The sequence below is a fragment of the Streptomyces sp. CA-249302 genome (genome assembly GCF_050936785.1).
Classification (GTDB): Bacteria; Actinomycetota; Actinomycetes; order Streptomycetales; family Streptomycetaceae; genus Streptomyces.
Genome location: NZ_JBNJMG010000001.1, coordinates 9,359,396 through 9,376,885, shown reverse-complemented (window position 1 = coordinate 9,376,885; position 17,490 = coordinate 9,359,396). Strand labels below are relative to the sequence as shown.

The 17,490-nt window shown below is 71.4% G+C and carries 15 protein-coding genes and 3 pseudogenes; 12 read left to right on the top strand and 6 right to left on the bottom strand.

Annotated features, from left to right (window positions below):
* Positions 1-30: 30 nt before the first annotated feature.
* A complete protein-coding gene (locus ACQEWB_RS42170) occupies positions 31-276 on the bottom strand; it encodes a WhiB family transcriptional regulator (RefSeq protein ID WP_432840856.1) in 246 nt (81 codons plus the stop codon).
* A gap of 191 nt (positions 277-467) precedes the next feature.
* Here ACQEWB_RS42170 and ACQEWB_RS42165 point away from each other — a divergent pair, with 191 nt between their 5' ends.
* Positions 468-1,253, top strand: a complete 786-nt coding sequence (locus ACQEWB_RS42165) for a VOC family protein (RefSeq protein ID WP_432844299.1) — start codon at positions 468-470, stop codon at positions 1,251-1,253.
* A gap of 98 nt (positions 1,254-1,351) precedes the next feature.
* On the opposite strand, the gene ACQEWB_RS42160 is transcribed toward ACQEWB_RS42165, so the two are convergent.
* On the bottom strand, positions 1,352-2,386 hold the full coding sequence (locus ACQEWB_RS42160; RefSeq protein WP_432840854.1) for a LacI family DNA-binding transcriptional regulator: 1,035 nt from the start codon (positions 2,384-2,386) through the stop codon (positions 1,352-1,354).
* Between the two features lie 96 nt (positions 2,387-2,482).
* Positions 2,483-2,905: pseudogene (locus ACQEWB_RS42155) on the bottom strand (multicopper oxidase domain-containing protein); the annotation flags it as partial.
* Positions 2,906-2,915: 10 nt separating this feature from the next.
* On the opposite strand from ACQEWB_RS42155, the pseudogene ACQEWB_RS42150 reads away from it, so the two are divergent.
* Positions 2,916-3,479, top strand: a pseudogene (locus tag ACQEWB_RS42150) (family 16 glycoside hydrolase); the annotation flags it as partial.
* Here ACQEWB_RS42150 and ligD read toward each other — a convergent pair.
* Positions 3,466-4,530: a non-homologous end-joining DNA ligase gene (gene ligD, locus ACQEWB_RS42145; protein ID WP_432840852.1), complete on the bottom strand. Its 1,065-nt coding sequence runs from the start codon at positions 4,528-4,530 to the stop codon at positions 3,466-3,468. The pseudogene ACQEWB_RS42150 and the gene ligD sit on opposite strands and share 14 nt — an antisense overlap.
* Before the next feature lie 73 nt (positions 4,531-4,603).
* Between ligD and ACQEWB_RS42140 the strand changes: the two genes are divergently transcribed.
* Positions 4,604-5,665, top strand: a complete 1,062-nt coding sequence (locus ACQEWB_RS42140; protein ID WP_432840850.1) for an ATP-dependent DNA ligase — start codon at positions 4,604-4,606, stop codon at positions 5,663-5,665.
* A gap of 117 nt (positions 5,666-5,782) precedes the next feature.
* Positions 5,783-6,784 (top strand): DUF3048 domain-containing protein, encoded by a 1,002-nt coding sequence (locus tag ACQEWB_RS42135; protein WP_432840848.1) that lies wholly within the window; start codon positions 5,783-5,785, stop codon positions 6,782-6,784.
* Positions 6,785-6,797: 13 nt separating this feature from the next.
* Here the strand turns inward: ACQEWB_RS42135 and ACQEWB_RS42130 are convergent, their stop codons facing one another.
* Entirely contained in the window at positions 6,798-7,262 is a 465-nt protein-coding gene (locus ACQEWB_RS42130) for a MarR family winged helix-turn-helix transcriptional regulator (protein WP_432840846.1), read from the bottom strand.
* 211 nt (positions 7,263-7,473) lie between these two features.
* On the opposite strand from ACQEWB_RS42130, the gene ACQEWB_RS42125 reads away from it, so the two are divergent.
* The 8 genes and pseudogenes from ACQEWB_RS42125 to ACQEWB_RS42090 all read left to right on the top strand — a co-directional run bounded on the left by ACQEWB_RS42125 (position 7,474) and on the right by ACQEWB_RS42090 (position 14,792).
* Complete coding sequence (locus ACQEWB_RS42125; RefSeq protein ID WP_432840844.1) at positions 7,474-8,229, top strand: CoA transferase subunit A; 756 nt, start codon at positions 7,474-7,476, stop codon at positions 8,227-8,229.
* Positions 8,229-8,873 (top strand): CoA transferase subunit B, encoded by a 645-nt coding sequence (locus tag ACQEWB_RS42120; RefSeq protein ID WP_432840842.1) that lies wholly within the window; start codon positions 8,229-8,231, stop codon positions 8,871-8,873. The genes ACQEWB_RS42125 and ACQEWB_RS42120 overlap by 1 nt, the downstream gene beginning before the upstream one ends.
* Positions 8,870-10,072 carry a thiolase family protein gene (locus ACQEWB_RS42115; protein ID WP_432840840.1) on the top strand — a complete coding sequence of 401 codons (1,203 nt, stop codon included), beginning with the start codon at positions 8,870-8,872 and terminating at the stop codon, positions 10,070-10,072. The genes ACQEWB_RS42120 and ACQEWB_RS42115 overlap by 4 nt, the downstream gene beginning before the upstream one ends.
* Positions 10,073-10,093: 21 nt before the next feature.
* A complete protein-coding gene (gene pcaH / locus ACQEWB_RS42110; protein WP_432840838.1) occupies positions 10,094-10,867 on the top strand; it encodes a protocatechuate 3,4-dioxygenase subunit beta in 774 nt (257 codons plus the stop codon).
* 6 nt (positions 10,868-10,873) lie between these two features.
* A pseudogene (gene pcaG, locus ACQEWB_RS42105) lies at positions 10,874-11,478 on the top strand (protocatechuate 3,4-dioxygenase subunit alpha).
* Complete coding sequence (pcaB, locus tag ACQEWB_RS42100) at positions 11,475-12,809, top strand: 3-carboxy-cis,cis-muconate cycloisomerase (RefSeq protein WP_432840836.1); 1,335 nt, start codon at positions 11,475-11,477, stop codon at positions 12,807-12,809. The pseudogene pcaG and the gene pcaB overlap by 4 nt, the downstream one beginning before the upstream one ends.
* The gene (gene pcaD / locus ACQEWB_RS42095) at positions 12,806-13,936 is read left to right on the top strand and encodes a 3-oxoadipate enol-lactonase (protein ID WP_432840834.1); all 1,131 of its coding nucleotides are present in this window, start codon (positions 12,806-12,808) and stop codon (positions 13,934-13,936) included. Before pcaB ends, pcaD begins: the two co-directional genes overlap by 4 nt.
* A gap of 64 nt (positions 13,937-14,000) precedes the next feature.
* Positions 14,001-14,792 carry an SDR family NAD(P)-dependent oxidoreductase gene (locus ACQEWB_RS42090; protein WP_432840832.1) on the top strand — a complete coding sequence of 264 codons (792 nt, stop codon included), beginning with the start codon at positions 14,001-14,003 and terminating at the stop codon, positions 14,790-14,792.
* On the opposite strand, the gene ACQEWB_RS42085 is transcribed toward ACQEWB_RS42090, so the two are convergent.
* Positions 14,789-17,470 (bottom strand): ATP-binding protein, encoded by a 2,682-nt coding sequence (locus ACQEWB_RS42085; RefSeq protein WP_432840830.1) that lies wholly within the window; start codon positions 17,468-17,470, stop codon positions 14,789-14,791. The genes ACQEWB_RS42090 and ACQEWB_RS42085 overlap by 4 nt on opposite strands.
* Positions 17,471-17,490: the final 20 nt, after the last annotated feature.

The window sequence follows — 17,490 nt, the reverse complement described above, 5'->3', positions numbered from 1 at the left end:
CACACGCGCGTGCGCCGGGCGGAATTTCACTCAGTGCGGGGTACGGCGGAGCTCCAGCCGCTCCTTCTCCGACAGCCCGCCCCACACTCCGAAGCGCTCGTCGTTCTGCATCGCGTACTCCAGACAGGTCGGCCGCATCTCGCACATGCCGCAGATGCGCTTCGCCTCACGCACCGAGCTGCCCGGCTCGGGAAAGAAGAAGTCCGCCCCGGTCTGCGCGCACAGCGCCTGGGCCTGCCAGGCGAGGTCGGCCGGGGTGATCGTGTCGATGTGCATGGACGGAATCGTGCCGGGCGGCGAAAAACGTTCGATCAACGCCCGATCAACGACGCCGTTCACGGCCCCCGGCCACCCTGATGGTGGCGTGCCGACACACCGCCGCGCACGGCGGCGCGCGGAAGCGATTGTCAGTGGGCGGTGCGAGACTCGGCAGTGCAGAGAACGGGACCCTTCCGAGGAGGGCGATGATGCTCACCACCCGTTTCGTCAACGGCGCTCCGAACTGGATCGATGTCGGCACCTCCGACATCGACGGCGCCACTTCCTTCTACGGCGGTCTCTTCGGCTGGCGCTTCCAGTCGGCGGGACCGGACTCCGGCGGTTACGGCTTCTTCCAGTTGGACGGGAAGACCGCGGCCGGCGGCATGCAGACCACGCCCGAGCAGGGCCCGCCCTCCTGGACCGTCTACTTCCAGACCGCCGACGCCGAGGCCACCGCGAAGGCGGCCGAGCAGGCGCACGGCAGTGTGCTGATGCAGCCGATGGACGTGATGGGCGAGGGCCACATGGCGATCCTCGCGGACAAGGCGAGCGTGCCCTTCGGCATCTGGCAGCCGGGCCGCACCAAGGGCGTCGACGTGGCGAACGAGCCCGGTTCGCTGTCCTGGGTCGAGCTGTACACCCCGGACATCGCCGCGGCCGCCTGGTTCTACCACGAGACCCTGGGCCTGGAGACCGAGGCGGTGCCCTTCCCGGGCGGCACGTACACCACCTTCAACCCCGCCGGAGGCGGCGCGGACTCCATGTTCGGCGGCGTCGTACCACTGGCCGACGACCCGTCGGAGGACACCGCGTACTGGCTCCCGTACTTCGAGGTCATGGACACAGACGCCACAGCGGCCAAGGCCCAGGAACTGGGCGGCACGGTCCGCGTCCCGCCCACGGACATCGAGGGCGTGGGCCGCTTCGCCAAACTCACGGACCCCTACGGAGCCCGCTTCGCGGTGATCAAGAGCGCACCGCCCCAGACGTAACCTGTTCACGCCCTGTGGGGACGCGCCCCGACAGGGGCGCGGGGAACCGCGCGACCAGCCCCCACCGGCCCGCACTTCGCCACGGTTCCGGCCGAGCGTCACGCGGAGACGCGCCGTACCAACGTCGTCGGCAGCACGACACTGGACGGCGCGTCCCCAACCCCCTGCTCCCCGCCGCGGGCACCGCCACGCAGCAACAGCCGAGCCATCAGCCGCCCCATCCCCTCGATGTCCTGCCGAACCGTGGTAAGCGCCGGATCCGTCTGCTCAGCCACCGGCACCATGTCATCGAACCCGATCACGGCAACGTCCTCAGGCACCCGCCGCCCACCCTCCCGCAGCACCCGCAGAGCACCCGCCGCACTGAGGTCGTTCGCGGCGAAAACGGCGTCCAGATCAGGCTGCCGCTCAAGAAGCTCCCGCATCGCCCGCTCACCCCCCGCCGGAGTGAAGTCACTCTCCACGACCAGCCCCAGATCACCGTCGCCCATGACGTCCCGATACCCGTCGAGCCGATCCGCCGCGGACGTCTGGTCCAGCGGCCCAGTGATGTGCGCGATGCGCCTGCGCCCGAGCCCGACAAGGTGGCGCACGGCCTCCCGCGCCCCGCCCCGGTTGTCACTGTCGACGTACACCGCGCCCCCGCTGCCCTCACTCCAGCCGGGCCGCCCGCCGAACACGGTGGGCACCCCGGCGTGCTGGATCAGCCCGGGCAGCGGGTCGTCGAGATGCAACGAGAAGACGAGCGCACCGTCGACATGACCACCGGCGAGATACCGCCCGACGCGCGCATGGTCGTCGCGCCCTTCCGTGAGCAGCAGCACGAGCTGGTTGTCGTGAGCGGTCAACTCCTTGCTGATTCCGCGGAGTTGCAGTGCGAAGAAGGGATCGGCGAAGACCCGCGTCTCCGGTTCGGCGATGACCACGGCGACGGCGTCGTGCCGCCGCGTCACCAGGCTGCGCGCGGCCTGGTTGGGCACGTACCCGAGTTCTTCCACTGCGCGCCGCACCCGCGCCACGAGGGGTTCCCGCACCCCGTCCCCGCCGTTCACCACCCGCGACACGGTGGCCCGGGACACCCCGGCCCGGGCGGCCACGGCCTCCAGAGTGGGACGCGGCGCTGTGTCGGTCACTTCGGGACTCCTCATCGGCGGGTGCCGATCAGGATAACTCCGGGCAGCAGCGGGGTGAGAGCGCTCTCGGAGCGACTGGCGCCCAGCCGTGATCCGTCACTCCTCCCGCGCAGCGCCCCCGTGCTCGTGCGGCTCGTATCCCGGAATCGTGCCGTCCGGCTTCTTCACCAGGAACAGCCCCACCATCCCCATGTCCGAGTGGCTCTGGACATGGCAGTGGTACATCCACGCCCCGGCCCCGATGCCCTCCCCTGCGACGACCTGGAAACCGAAGGAGTCGGCCGGCCCCACGATCCTGTTGTCGATCACCTGGCTGGGATCGTCGGGCCCGGTGAGCATCCCGGTCCTGTTGTCCGCCCAGCGATGACCGTGCATATGGAGGGTGTGGTAGTACTCGCCGTGCGTGATCATCACGAACTCGACCCGATCACCCACCGTGGCCTCGAAGTCGGGCCCCGAGTGCGCCGGCCGGTTGTTGATCGACACGTCGTTGAAGACGATGGTGTACGTCTCGAACGGCTGGGATCATCCGGTCAGTTGGTGCCGGGACTACGACGGCGGGCGGTCGTTCTACACCGGGATGGGCGGCACGGTCTCGTCGTACGACGAGACGGACTTCCGCGATCATCTGCGCGGTGCGCTGCGGGACGACGCCCCGGGCTCCGGGAACGCCAACTCCGGTGTGTTCGTGCGCTTCCCGTGGGTCCACGACCATCCCGAGGAGTCACGGCCGGAGTGGGTCGCCATCAAGTACGGGCACGAGGTGCAGGTGCTGGACCGGCCCGACGGCGACATGTACAAGACCGGTTCGGTCTACGGCTTCGACCGGGTGGGGCTCGCCGGTGCGGGCGTCACCCGGAAGGGCACCTGGAACGACTACGAGATCCGGGTGGTCGACCAGCACTACTCGGTCTACCGCAACGGCGTGCTGATCAACGAGTTCGACAACACCGGCGGCCAGGTCTTCTACCCGCCGCGCTCGGACGACCCGGGCACGGACGGGCGGCGGTTCGCCTCCGGCTACATCGGGCTACAGGTGCACAGCACGACGGACGTGATCTCGTACCGGGACATCCGGATCAAGGATTTGTAGCGTCCCCGGGAGGCGCCTCCGACGGGGGCGCCTCCGCCTCGGCAACCTTCTTCGCCCGGCTCGGCTGCACCCGCTTCGGCTCCCCCGGCATCTTCGGATACTCCGGCGGGTACGGCAGATCTCCCAGCCCGTGGTCGTGTTCGTCGCGGCGGGCGAGCTCCAGCAGTGCGTCCAGCGAATAACGACGGTCGTCCATGTCCGCGTGCACATCGCCGAGTTCGGCGAAGCGCGCGGGCATGGTCGCGAGGTCGAAGTCCTGGGGACGCACGTCCCCGACCTCGTCCCAGCGCAGCGGCGCCGAGACGGGGGCGTGCGGGCGGGGCCGTACCGAATAGGCGGAAGCGATGGTGCGGTCGCGGGCCGTCTGGTTGTAGTCGACGAAGATCTTCTCGCCCCGCTCCTCCTTCCACCACTTGATCGTCACCTGGTCCGGCATCCGGCGCTCCAGCTCCCGGCCCACGGCGATGGCGGCCCGTCGCACCTGGGTGAAGGTCCAGCGTGGCTCGATGGGCACGAAGACGTGCAGGCCGCGGCCGCCGGAGGTCTTGGGGAAGCCGCGCAGACCGCCGAACTCCTCCAGTACGCCCCGGAGTTCGAAGGCCGCGCGCACCGCGTCGCCGAAGTCGGTGCCGGGCTGCGGGTCGAGGTCGATACGGAGTTCGTCGGGGCTGTCGACGTCGTCACGGCGTACCGGCCAGGGGTGGAAGGTGAGCGTGCCGTACTGGGCGGCCCACAGGACGGCGGCCTCCTCGGTCGGGCACATCTCGTCCGCGCTGCGGCCGCTGGGAAAGGTGATGTGGGCCCGTGGGATCCAGTCGGGCATGTTCTTGGGCGCCCGCTTCTGGAAGAAGTTCTCGCCGGTCACGCCGTCGGGATAGCGCTCCAGGGTGGTGGGCCGGTTGCGCAGGGCGCGGAGGATGCCGGGGCCGACGGCGATGTAGTACCGGGCGAGGTCCAGCTTGGTGAAGCCGCGCTCCGGGAAGAAGATCTTGTCCGGGCTGGAGAGCCGGACGGTGCGCCCGCCCGCTTCCAGTTCCACCGCTTCGCCCATGCGGCCACGGTAGGCGCACCTCGCAAAGCTCGCACACCGGGCGACAGCGGACGTATGCGAGCAGAATCGGAGCATGGATCTGCCGGTGATGCCGCCCGTGAAACCGATGCTCGCCAAGTCGGTGGCGAGGATCCCGCCGGGCATGCAGTACGAGGCGAAGTGGGACGGGTTCCGGGCGATCGTGTTCCGGGACGGGGACGAGGTCGAGCTCGGCAGCCGTACCGGAAAACCGCTGACCAGGTACTTTCCCGAGCTGGTGGCGGCACTCGAGGAACGGGTGCCCGAGCGGTGCGTGCTGGACGGCGAGATCGTCATCGCGCGGGACGGTCGGCTCGACTTCGACGCGCTCACCGAGCGTATCCACCCGGCGGACTCCCGGGTGCGGACGCTCGCCGAGCGGACCCCGGCGTCCTTCGTGGCCTTCGACCTGCTGGCACTGCACGACGAGTCACTGGAGGACGTGGAGCTGACCGACCGGCGCGCACTGCTGAGCCGGGCGCTGGACGGCGTGACCGCGCCGGTGCACCTGGCGCCCGCGACGACCGATGTCGACGTGGCGCAGAGCTGGTTCGAGCAGTACGAAGGGGCGGGCCTGGACGGCGTCATCGCCAAGCCGCTCACCCTGCGCTACCTCCAGAACGAGCGCGCGATGTTCAAGATCAAGCACGAGCGCACGGCGGACGTCGTGGTCGCGGGCTACCGCTTCCACAAGAGCGGACCGATCGTCGGCTCCCTGCTGCTCGGGCTCCACGACGACCAGGGACGCCTGCAACACGTGGGCGTGTCGGCCGCGTTCGCCATGAAGAAGCGCGCCGAGCTGGTCGAGGAACTGGAGCCGCTCCGGATGGCCGACGTCGCCGGGCATCCCTGGGCGGCCTGGTCCGACGAGGCAGCGCACGAGACGGCCCGGCTGCCCGGCGCGCCGAGCCGTTGGTCCGGCAAGAAGGACCTGTCCTGGGTGCCGCTGCGGCCGGAGCGGGTGGTCGAGGTCGCCTACGACCACATGGAGAACGGCGCGCGCTTCCGGCACACGGCCCGCTTCCGCCGCTGGCGCCCGGACCGGACCCCGGAGAGCTGCACCTACGCACAGCTGGAGGAGCCGGTGCGTTACGACCTGAGCGAGATCCTCGGCTGACTCACCCTCGTTCACGTCCAATCGGCGTATTCAACGCGCACAATCAGAACAGATCGGGTATGGCCACCAATGAACTTATAAGCGCACAATCAACCGACACAGGATGTGGTGGCCGCGGTGAGTACGGGACGACCGGCACGCGGAAGACGTGCTACGACGACGGTGGCGCTGCTGGCCGCCACGGTGACCGCCGCGCTGGCGGCGGGCTGCACGGGGCAGCACCACCCGGTGGACGACGGCCGTGGGCACACGCAGCCGCCCGCCTCCCCGACCCCCTCCCCTGATCAGAGCGCCGCCGCCGGCGCCCCCGTGCTCGCCGTGAAGATCGACAACGTACCCGCGGCCCGCCCGCAGACCGGACTGGGCGCCGCGGACGTCGTCTACGCCGAGCAGGTCGAGGGCGGACTGAGCCGCCTGATGGCGGTGTACGCGAGCAAGCTGCCCGAGTCCGTCGGGCCGGTCCGTAGCGCCCGTGAGTCCGATCTCGAACTGCTGCGCCAGTACGACGACCCGACGCTCGCCTTCTCCGGCGCCCAGCACAAACTCCTGCCGCTGATCGACAAGGCCCCGCTGACCGCCGAACCCCCCGGCAGGATCGCCGACGCCTACTCCCGTGGCACCGACAAACCCTCACCCCACAACCTCTACGTGCACCCCGCCCGCCTGCTGCCCTCGGCACCGGGCCCGGACGCGCTGACCAACGGCTTCCGCTACGGCGCTGCTCCGGCCGGTGGCAGGCCGGACACCTCGGCGACCGTCCGCTACCCGTCCGCCCGCTTCGACTTCACCTGGTCGGAGAGGAGCGACCGCTGGCTGGTCTCGATGGACGGCACACCCACCGTGACTACCGACGGGAAGCGGGTGGCACCGGCGACGGTCGTCGTGCAGTACGTGAAGGTGCGCAAGTCCCGCTTCCACGACTTCCTCGGCAACAACACGCCGTACACCGAGACCGTTGGCTCCGGGAAGGCGACGGTGCTGCGCGACGGCAAGGCCTACGACGTCGACTGGAAGCGCGCGACGGCCGCCAACGGCACGGACTTCACGACCGGGGACGGCTCGCCCATGAACTTCGCGGAGGGCCAGGTGTGGGTGGTCTTCGCCAAGGCGACCTCCTGACCGCTGCCGTCGTTCAGCGCTGCGCGACGAGGGGTTCCGCGGGGTTGCGGAGCCCTTCGGCCGCGTCCGCGACCCGCTGGATGAGCTCGAAGAAGAGCACCTGTTCATCGCCCGAGAGCGGGGCCAGGAAGACCTGGTTCATCCGGGCCGTGCGCACGGTCAGCTTGCGGTGGGTGCGCAGGCCCTCGTCCGTCAGCCGCAGCAGGAAGCGGCGGCCGTCCTGCGGATCGCGCACCTTGTCGACCAGGCCGCGCTTGCCGAGCCGGCTGATCACCTCGGCGATCGTCGACCGGTCCAGCCCCACCCGCTCCCCCACCGTGCGCTGGTCCAGGCCCGGCTCGGCGACGAGCGCGTTGAGGACCGCGAACTGCGGCGAGGTGATCTCCTCCGAGACCATCGTGTTCCACAGCAGGTAGTGGGCCTGCTGGAGCCGCCGGGCCAGATGCCCGGGGTGGGTGGTGAGGTCCACCGCGGCCATGTGCGCTCCCCGAGGTCGAATTCGTTGGTGCACTGAACGATACCCGCCGTACACGTGACTGTCTGTAGACCGGAACGCATCGCTGACCTCACACTTCTCCTGGGTCTTGACGGCGGTCCGTTCCGGTGGCAGCGTGAAGGAAACTTCACGGAAATACTCAGTGCCCTGATTAATTCACGGCCGGGCGCTCGACCGGGATGGAGCTTCACGGATGGACAAGGTGGTCGCCACAGCCGCCGAGGCGGTGGCCGATGTGCCGGACGGCGCCACACTCGCCGTCGGCGGGTTCGGGCTGAGCGGGGTGCCGAACGTGCTGATCCAGGCCCTGTACGAGCGCGGGGTCGGCGGTCTGGGCGTGGTGTCGAACAACTGCGGCGCGATGGAGTCCGGCCTGGCGGTGCTGCTGGCGGCCGGGCGGATCGCCCGGGTGACCGGCTCCTACATCGGGGCGAACAAGGAGTTCGCGCGGCAGTACCTGGCCGGTGAGCTGGAGGTGGAGCTGATCCCGCAGGGCACCCTCGCGGAGCGGCTGCGGGCGGGCGGCGCCGGGATCCCCGCCTTCTACACCCCCGCGGGTGTCGGGACGCAGGTCGCCGAGGGCGGACTGCCGTGGCGTTACGACGGTGAGGGCGGCGTCTCGCTGGCGTCGCCGCCGAAGGAAGTGCGGGAGTTCGACGGCACCGAGTACGTGCTGGAGCGCGGTATCCGTACCGACTTCGCGCTGGTGCGGGCGGCCCGGGGCGACCGGCACGGGAACCTGGTGTTCAACAAGTCCACTCGCAACTTCAACCCGCTGGCCGCGATGGCCGGGCGCGTGACGGTCGCCGAGGTCGAGGAGCTCGTGGAGCCCGGCGAGATCGACCCGGACGCGGTGCATCTGCCGGGCATCTTCGTGCAGCGGGTGGTCGCCCTGACGCCCGAGCAGGCCGGGGACAAGAAGATCGAGCAGCGGACGGTGAGCAGCTGATGGCCTGGACTCGTGAGCAGATGGCCGCGCGGGCCGCGCGGGAGCTGGCGGACGGGCAGTACGTCAACCTCGGCATCGGTCTGCCGACGCTGATCCCGAACTACCTCCCGGAGGGTGTGGAGGTGATCCTGGAGTCGGAGAACGGCATCCTGGGCACCGGCCCCTATCCGACCGACGAAGCGGTCGACCCGGATCTGATCAACGCCGGCAAGGAGACCGTCACGGTCCTGCCGGGCGCCTCCTTCTTCGACTCGGCGCTGTCCTTCTCGATGATCCGGGGCGGGCACATCGACGTCGCCGTGCTGGGCGCGATGCAGGTCTCCGCCTCCGGTGACCTGGCGAACTGGGCCATCCCCGGCAAGCTGATCACCGGTATCGGCGGGGCGATGGACCTGGTCCACGGCGCCCGTACGGTCATCGTGGTGATGACGCACAACGCCAAGGACGGCTCGGCGAAGATCCTGGCGGAGTGCGCGCTGCCGCTCACCGGCAAGGCGTGTGTGAACCGGGTCATCACCGACCTCGGGGTGATCGACGTGACACCGGACGGGCTCGTGTTGACCGAGGTCGCCCCGGGTGTGAGCGTCGAAGACGTCATCGCCAGGACCGACGCGAAGCTGACCGTTGCGGAGGAGCTGCTGTGAACACGGTTTATCTCGTCGACGCGGTCCGCACCCCGATCGGCCGCTACAACGGCGGCCTGGCCTCGGTGCGCCCGGACGACCTGGGCGCCCACGCCATCCGCGAACTCCTCGCCCGTACGCCCGGCCTGGACCCGGCGAGGATCGAGGACGTCTACTTCGGCAACGCCAACGGCGCGGGGGAGGAGAACCGGAACGTAGGCCGCATGGCCGCGCTGCTCGCCGGGCTGCCCACCTCGGTGCCGGGCGTGACCGTCAACCGGCTGTGCGCGTCGGGACTGGAGGCGGTGATCCAGGCGGCCCGCGCGATCGCGGTGGGCGACGCCCACATCGCCGTGGCCGGTGGTGTGGAATCGATGACCCGGGCGCCGTACGTGCTGCCCAAGAACGACAAGCCCTTCCCCGCCGCGCACACCGAGCTGTACTCGACCACCCTCGGCTGGCGCATGGTCAACCCGAAGATGGACCCGCAGTGGACGATCCCGCTGGGCGAGTCCGCCGAACTCATCGCCGAGAAGCACAAGATCAGCCGTGAGCAGCAGGACGAGTTCGCGCTGGCCTCGCACCGGAAGGCGGCCGAAGCTCAGCAACAGGGCCTGTTCGATGCCGAGTTGGCGCCGGTGTCGATCCCCCAGCGCAAGGGCGACCCGGTCGTCCTCGCCGCCGACGAGTCGGTCCGCGCGGACGCCTCCCTCGCGGCGATGGCCAGGCTGAAGCCGTCCTTCCGCACCGAGAACGGCACGGTGACGGCCGGCAACGCGTCGCCGTTGAACGACGGCGCCGCGGCACTGCTGCTGGTCGACGAGGAGGGGCTGAAGGCGGTCGGCCGCGAGCCGCTGGCCCGCGTCTCCGCGACCGGTGTACACGCCCTCGACCCCGACTACTTCGGACTCGCCCCCGTCGAGGCCGTCAACCGCGCTCTCGCCAAGGCGGGCAAGACCTTCGCCGACCTGGACGTGCTGGAGCTCAACGAGGCCTTCGCCGCCCAGGTACTCGGCTGCGTCGCCGAGTGGCCCGAGTTCGACCCGGCGATCCTCAACCCGCAGGGCGGTGCCATCGCGCTGGGCCATCCGCTCGGCGCCTCCGGTGCCCGCCTGGCCGGCACCGTCGCCCACCAACTCGCCCGCAAGGGCACCGGCGTCGGCGTCGCCACCCTCTGCATCGGCGTCGGCCAAGGCCTCGCCCTCGTCCTCGAACGCTGAGACCTCCCGAGGAAAATCCCCATGACTCTCACCCAGCACGACATCGACCAGGAGATCGCGGCCGAGCACGCCGCGTACGAGAAGCGGGTCGCCGACGGCGCCCCCGTCGAGCACCACCCGCGGCGCGAGTACGCGCCGTACCGCTCCTCGACCCTGCGCCACCCCAAGCAGCCACCGATCGCCATCGACGTGACCAAGGACCCGGAGCTGGTGGAGCTGCACTCCCCCGCCTTCGGCGAGCGGGACATCACCGAGATCGACAACGACCTGACCCGGCAGCACACCGGAGAGCCGATCGGTGAGCGCATCACCGTCTCCGGGCGGCTCCTGGACCGCGCCGGCCGCCCGGTCCGCGGTCAGCTCGTGGAGATCTGGCAGGCCAACTCGGCCGGCCGCTACGCCCACCAGCGCGAGCAGCACGACGCCCCGCTGGACCCGAACTTCACCGGCGTCGGCCGTACGATCACCGACACCGAGGGCCGCTACCACTTCACGACCGTCCAGCCCGGCCCCTACCCCTGGCGCAACCACGTCAACGCCTGGCGACCGGCGCACATCCACTTCTCGATGTTCGGCACGGCGTTCACCCAGCGGCTGGTGACACAGATGTACTTCCCGGCCGACCCGCTGTTCCCGTACGACCCGATCATCCAGTCGGTCACGGACGACGCGGCGCGCCAGCGCCTGGTCGCGACCTACGACCACGGACTGTCCGTGCCGGAGTTCTCGATGGGCTACCACTGGGACATCGTGCTGGACGGCCCGAACGCCACCTGGCTCGAAGAAGGGCGCTGACCAGCCATGACGAAGATCGACACGAGCAGCCCCGAGAGCGTGCTGCCCACCCCTCGCACACGGTGGGTCCCTTCTACGGCTACGCGCTGCCCTTCCGCGGCGGCGAGGACATCGCCCCGCTCGGCCACCCGGACACGATCACCGTGCACGGCTACATCCTGGACGGCGAGGGCAGGCCGCTGCCGGACGCGTTCGTGGAGCTGTGGGGCGCCGACCCCGACGGGAACGTGTCCACGACCGACGGTTCGATACGGCGCGACCCGGCCTCCGGCGACTATCTGGGCCGCAACGGCGTGGAGTTCACCGGCTGGGGGCGCATCCAGACCGACGCCGACGGCCACTGGTACGCGCGGACGCTGCGGCCGGGCGCGCGCGGGCGCAGCGCGCCGTACATCAGCGCGTGCGTGTTCGCGCGCGGGCTGCTTGTGCACCTTTTCACCCGGATCTACCTGCCCGGCGACGAGGCGGCGCACGCGACCGACCCGCTGCTCGCGCAGCTGGACGAGGCGCGACGCGGCACGCTGGTCGCGGCGGACGAGGGCCGTGGCACATACCGTTTCGACATCCGCCTTCAGGGCGAAGGCGAGACGGTCTTCCTGGAGTTCCAGTGACTTCTGTCGATCCCGACGACACCGGCCTGCTCGCCCCCGGGTGGGCAGGCTCCCCCGCCGCGTCGGCCACCACCGACACGGCTTACCTGCAAGCCCTCCTCGACGCCGAAGCGGCCATCACAAGGGCCCAGGCCACGCTCGGCCTCGCTCCCGCCGAGGCGGCCACCGCCGTGGCCGACGCGGCGGTCGCCGACCGCTTCGACGTACGCTCCCTCGCCGAGCGCGCCCGCGGCGGCGGCAACCCGGTCATCCCGCTGGTCGCCGACCTCACCAAGGCCGTCGGCGAGGAGCACGGCCCGTACGTCCACCGGGGCGCCACCAGCCAGGACATCATGGACACGGCGACGATGCTGGTCGCCGCCCGCGCCCTGGCCCTGATCCTGGCCGACCTCGCCCGCACCGAGCGCGCGCTGGCCCGGCTTGCCGCGGAACACCGCGACACCGCCATGCCCGCGCGGACGCTCACCCAGCACGCCGTACCGACGACCTTCGGGCTGAAGGCGGCCGGCTGGCGGTCGCTGGTCCTCGACGCCCGGGACAGGATCGAGGCGGTACGAGGCGGTCTGCCCGCCCAACTCGGCGGTGCCGCCGGGACTTTGGCGGCCTTCACGGCGTACGGCGCCCGGTACCCACAGGCACTCGTGGCGGCCTACGCGCGCGGACTCGACCTCCGGGAACCCCTCCTCCCCTGGCACACCCTGCGCACTCCGATCGCCGATCTCGCCGGCTGTCTGGCCTTCGCGGCCGGGGCGCTGGGCAAGGTGGCCGCCGATGTGCTGGCCCTCGGCCGGACCGAGATCGCGGAGGTCGCGGAGGGCAGCGGTGGCGGTTCGTCCGCGATGCCGCACAAGGCGAATCCGGTACGGTCCACGCTGATCGCCGCCGCCGCGCGCCGGGCGCCGCAGCTGGCGGCAACGCTGTACGGCTCCCTGGCCGCCGAGGACGAGCGGCCCGCCGGGGCCTGGCACGCCGAGTGGGAGCCGCTGCGGGATCTGCTGCGGCTGGTCGGCGGGGCCGCCCGGGACGCGGCCGAACTGGCCGAGGGGCTGCGGGTGAACGCGGACGCGATGCGTGAACACCTCGGTCTCACCCACGGTTTGATCGTCTCGGAGCGGCTGTCCGCCGAGCTGGCCACGGTGCTGGGCCGGGCCCGCGCCAAGGTCCTGCTCACGGAGCTCGCCAGGCGGACCTACGCCGAGGGCCGTCCGCTCGCCGAACTCCTCGCCGAGGAGCCCGAGTTGAAGGACGTGGACCTCGACGAGCTGACCGACCCCGCCCGTTACACGGGTGCAGCCGCAAGCCTCACCGACCGTGCTCTGGAGCGACGTTGACCGAGAAACTCCTCAACCACCGTGCCGAAGGGCCCATTTCCGCTCCCCCGCTGCTGCTCGGGCCCTCCCTCGGGACCTCGTACGCCCTCTGGGACAAGGTGGCGCCGGAGCTGTCCATCACCCACCGGGTGATCCGCTGGGACCTGCCGGGGCACGGCGGGTCTGCGGCCGGGCTGATCGGGCCGGGCGCGACCGTCGGTGACCTGGCCGACCTGGTGCTGGCGCTCGCCGACTCGCTCGGGATCGAGCGGTTCGCGTACGCGGGGGTGTCGTTGGGCGGGGCCGTCGGCCTGCATCTCGCCGTGCACCACCCGGAGCGCGTCGAGTCGCTGGCGGTGATCTGCTCCTCGGCCCACTTCAACGGTTCGAAGCCGTGGGAGGAGCGGGCCGAGCGGGTCCGGCGGGAGGGGCTGGAGTGGCTGCTCGAAAGCGCCGACGCCCGTTGGTTCGCCGGGGACTTCACCGTGCCCGAGCTCGTCCGCGACCATGCCGAGGCCGACCCGGAGGCGTACGCGCTGTGCTGTGACGCGCTGGCCGCCTTCGACCTGCGCGACCGGCTGGGCGAGATCGGTGCGCGCACGCTGCTCGTCGCCGGCCGACAGGACCCGGCGACGCCGCCGGCCCATCTGCGGGAGATCGCGGACGCCGTACCCGGTGCGGCGCTCGTCGAGATCCCGGGTGCCTCGCATCTGGCTCCCGCGCAGTGCCCCGAGGCGGTGCTGACGGCGCTGCGCGCGCACCTCGACGGGGCCGCCAAGCGCGGTATGGAGGTACGGCGGGAGGTGCTCGGGGACACGCACGTGGACCGGGCGCAGGCCCGGCAGACGCCCTTCACCGCCCGTTTCCAGGACTTCATCTCGCGCTACGCGTGGGGCGAGATCTGGACCGACCCGACGCTCTCGCGCCGGGAGCGCAGCATGATCACGCTGACCGCGCTGGTGGCGCACGGGCACTACGACGAGCTGGCCATGCATGTGCGGGCCGCCCGGCGCAACGGGCTCACACCCGAGGAGATCGGGGCGGTGCTGCTCCAGACGGCCGTGTACTGCGGGGTTCCGGCGGCGAACTCGGCGTTCGCGGCGGCCCAGCGGGTGCTGGCGGAGGAAGACGCGGAAAACCCAGGGTGACACTCGTGGTCGTAGCTTCAGCAGCACCTCGCACATGCCTGGGCCGCATGCCTACGGTGGAGGCATGTCCACCATCCTGATCACCGGTGCCACCTCCGGCCTCGGCCGTTACGTCGCCTTCGAGCTGGTCCGCTCGGGTCACGTCGTCCTCGCCCACGGCCGCGACCCGGGCCGCACGGAGCAGCTGGTCGCGGAGTTGCGCGCCGAGGGCGACGCGGAGGCCTTCGTCGCCGACCTGGCCTCGCTGACGCAGGTCCGCGAGCTGGGCGCGCATGTCGCGGACGCGCATCCCGACCTGGACGTCCTGATCAACAACGCGGGCGTCGGCGCCGGCGCGCCCGGCGCGGGCCGCGAGCTGAGTGCCGACGGCCATGAACTGCGCCTCGCCGTCAACTACTTGGCCCCCGTGGTGCTGAGCCGCGCGCTCCTCCCGGTGCTGCGGGCGAACGCCCCCGCCCGGATCGTCAACGTCGGCTCGGTGGGCCAGGAACCCGTCGACTTCGACGACATCGAGTTCCGCCGCGGCTACGACGGCTTCGCCGCCTACTGCCGGGCCAAGTTCGCGCTGGCGGCCCACACCTTCGCCCTGGCCGAGGAGTTGCGGGACACCGGCGTCGCGGTGAACGTCCTGCACCCCGCGACCTTCATGGACACCGCGATGGTCCGCGAGGGCGGAGTCGCCCCCTGGAACACGGTGGCGGACGGCGCCCCCGGCGTACTGGCCCTGGCCACCCGGGAGTTGGGCACGGGCCGCTACTTCGATGGCACCGCCCCGGCGCGGGCGCACGAGTCGACGTACGACCGCGACGTACAGAAACGCCTGTCGGCGGTGACGGACCAGCTGCTGTCGCTCTAGCGCAGCCCCCGCCCCGTCTCCAGCACCTCCCTGGCCTGCGTCACCAGCCCGTCCGCCCCGCATGAACGGGCAAGCGCCAGGCCCCGGTTGATCTCGGACACCGAGCGCGCGGCGATCCCGTACTCCACCCGGGCCGCCGCGTGCTCGTACTGGCAGGGGGACGACTCCAGATAGGCGACGGCCTGGGCGGAGAGGCGGACCGCGCGCTGGCCGGTCTCCAGCGCGGCCGCGCAGCGCAGGGCCTCGCCGATGGCCGTGTCCGTGCCGAAGCGCTCGGCGTGCCGGCGGGCGTCCGAGGCGAGCTGTGCGGCCCGGGCCGGGTCCTCCTTGGCGAGGGCCCGCGCGAGGTCCAGCGCCCAGGGCACGACCACGGGGTTGCGGTGACCACGCGTGGCCGCCGCCTTCTCGGCGGCCTCCAGTTCGTTGATGCCGTCCTCCGTGCGGCCGACGGCGAGCAGCAGCCGGCCTCGGACCGAACGCATGTCCGGCATGATGATCGTGGACGGGTAGGGCGGGGCGAAGTCGTACTCCTCGGCGATCTCCCAGGCCTCGGCGACATGGCCGCGGGCGAGCAGGGTGTCGACGAGGTTGGAGGTCACGGTCCAGTACACCGGCAGCCCGCGGCCCACCCGTTCGGCGAGCCGCAGCGACTCGCGCAGGGACGCCTCGGCCTCCCGCAGCCGGCCGCGCCGACGGTGCGTGAGCCCGACGTAGGCATGGGCCAGGACGAGATGGCCGCCGCTCCAGCCGGCCGTCTCATAGGCCCGCAGGGCCTCGGTGCACAGGCTTTCGGCGCGGTCGAGGCGGTCGGCGTGGGCGTAGGAGCTGGTCAGCATGATCAGCAGTTCGACGCCCCACTCGGTGTCGGTCCAGCCGAGACCGGGGGCCAGGCGGCCGTTGACGAGGGAGCGGTCGCAGTACTCGACGACCTCCTCGGCGTTCTCGCCGTGGATGAGGGCGTCGAACCCGCGCAGGATGAGCAGGGCGCGCTCGGGGTTGTCGCGGCCCGTGCAGGTACTGGCGAGCGCGGCCAGCCGCTCGGAGCGGTCCGGGTAGACGGCCTCCTCGGAGATGCCCTCCCACATGAACTGGACCGCCTGTAGGCGCAGTCTCGCCGGACCCTCCTCGTGCCGCGCCGCCTCCGCCTCGACCGTGCGGACGGCTTCCTCCAGCTGGTTGTTGTGGAGGAGCGCCTGGGAGAGGCGGAAGACGGCGTCCACGCGCTTGTCGCCGTCGAGGCCGGGCATGCCGAGGGCGGACTGGAGGTGGTCGATGGTGGTGGCGGGCGCGGTGAGCAGGGTGGCGCAGCCCAGTTCGTAGAGCACTTCCGCGTGGACCTCGGGGAGGGGCGGTTCCAGCAGGGCGCGTTCGAGACAGCGGCGGGCCGCGTCGGGGGCGCCGACGAGCAGGTGTTCGCGGGCGGCCTCGCGCAGCTGCTCGACGAGTTCCTCGTCGTCGTCCGGGTGTACCCGGAGCAGATGCCGGGAGGCCATGGCGGCGCCACGCCCGGAGTCGGTGATGACCTGGGCGGCGATGCCGTGCATGGCGGTGCGCAGGGCGTCCGGAATGGAGTTGTAGACGGCGGACGCGATCAGCGGGTGGACGAACTCCAGGTCGCCGTCGCCCAGTTGGGCGCTCGTCCGGTCGTGTTCGGTGAGGATGCGGGCGCCCTGGAGCAGTACGGCGCAGCGCTCCGCGTCGTCGTAGCCCATGGTGGCCAGGCGGGCGACCAGATCGACGGAGATGTCGTTGCCGAGGATGGCGGCCGCCCAGGCGAACCTGGTGGCGTCGACGCCGAGTTCCTCCAGGCGGGCGACGAGGCCGCCGCCGCGGGCCGAGCGGTTGAGGGCGCGCAGCTCGACGGCATTGCCCTCGGTCGGCTCCAGCTCGCTGTCGCCCACCTTGGCGAGGAGTTCGACGGTCTCGTACGGGTTGCCGCCGGTGACGGCCCACACCTCGCGGCAGAACGGGGCGTCGGCGTGCGCGCCGAGCCTGGCGCGGGTGAGCTCGGCCGTGGCGCCGGGGGTGAGGGCGTCCAGGGTGGTGACGGGGCGGCCGGAGGCGGCGGCGACCGCGTCGAGGTAGCGGGCGCTCTCGCCGCTCACCTCGCCGGGGCGGCGGGCGACCACGACCAGGACGGAGAGGTCGTCGAGCCGCTCGGCGAAGGCGGCGAGCCAGCGCAGGGTCTCCTGGTCGGCCCAGTGCGCGTCGTCGATCAGCAGCACCAGCGGCCAGTCGCGCCGCGCCAGCCTGCTCACGGCGGCGACCAGGCCGTCGCACACACCCTGCGGGTCGGCCTGGCGCTCGCCCGGCTCGGCGATGCCGAGGGCGGGGCCGGCGACGTCGTACCAGTCACCGAGGTATTCGCGGGCCTCCTCCGGCATCAGCGAGACCAGCGCGGGTTGCAGCAGCTGCCGGACCACGTTGAAGGGGACGGACCTGAGGGTCTCGCCGCCGCGGGCCGACCAGACCCGGCAGCGGCGCGCCTCCGCCATGCGGCGGATTTCGGTCATCAGTGCCGTCTTGCCGAGTCCCGCTTCGCCCCGGATCACCAGCAGGCTGCCCGAGGACGAGTGGTCGGCGCGCAGAGTGGCGATCGCCTGCTCGACCACGGCGACTTCCTCTTCGCGCTCCCACAGGGAGTCCGAGGCGGCCTCCGCGGGCCGTACCTCCGTCATCCCGATACCTCCCCAAGTCG

Excerpts from the sequence above, each read along its gene's own strand:
- ACQEWB_RS42170 (WP_432840856.1), bottom strand. The coding sequence starts at position 276 with ATGCACATCGACACGATCACCCCGGCCGACCTCGCCTGGCAGGCCCAG.
- ACQEWB_RS42165 (WP_432844299.1), top strand. The coding sequence starts at position 468 with ATGCTCACCACCCGTTTCGTCAACGGCGCTCCGAACTGGATCGATGTC.
- ligD (WP_432840852.1), bottom strand. The coding sequence starts at position 4,530 with ATGGGCGAAGCGGTGGAACTGGAAGCGGGCGGGCGCACCGTCCGGCTC.
- ACQEWB_RS42140 (WP_432840850.1), top strand. The coding sequence starts at position 4,604 with ATGGATCTGCCGGTGATGCCGCCCGTGAAACCGATGCTCGCCAAGTCG.
- ACQEWB_RS42130 (WP_432840846.1), bottom strand. The coding sequence starts at position 7,262 with ATGGCCGCGGTGGACCTCACCACCCACCCCGGGCATCTGGCCCGGCGG.
- ACQEWB_RS42125 (WP_432840844.1), top strand. The coding sequence starts at position 7,474 with ATGGACAAGGTGGTCGCCACAGCCGCCGAGGCGGTGGCCGATGTGCCG.
- ACQEWB_RS42120 (WP_432840842.1), top strand. The coding sequence starts at position 8,229 with ATGGCCTGGACTCGTGAGCAGATGGCCGCGCGGGCCGCGCGGGAGCTG.
- pcaH (WP_432840838.1), top strand. The coding sequence starts at position 10,094 with ATGACTCTCACCCAGCACGACATCGACCAGGAGATCGCGGCCGAGCAC.
- ACQEWB_RS42090 (WP_432840832.1), top strand. The coding sequence starts at position 14,001 with ATGTCCACCATCCTGATCACCGGTGCCACCTCCGGCCTCGGCCGTTAC.
- ACQEWB_RS42085 (WP_432840830.1), bottom strand. The coding sequence starts at position 17,470 with ATGACGGAGGTACGGCCCGCGGAGGCCGCCTCGGACTCCCTGTGGGAG.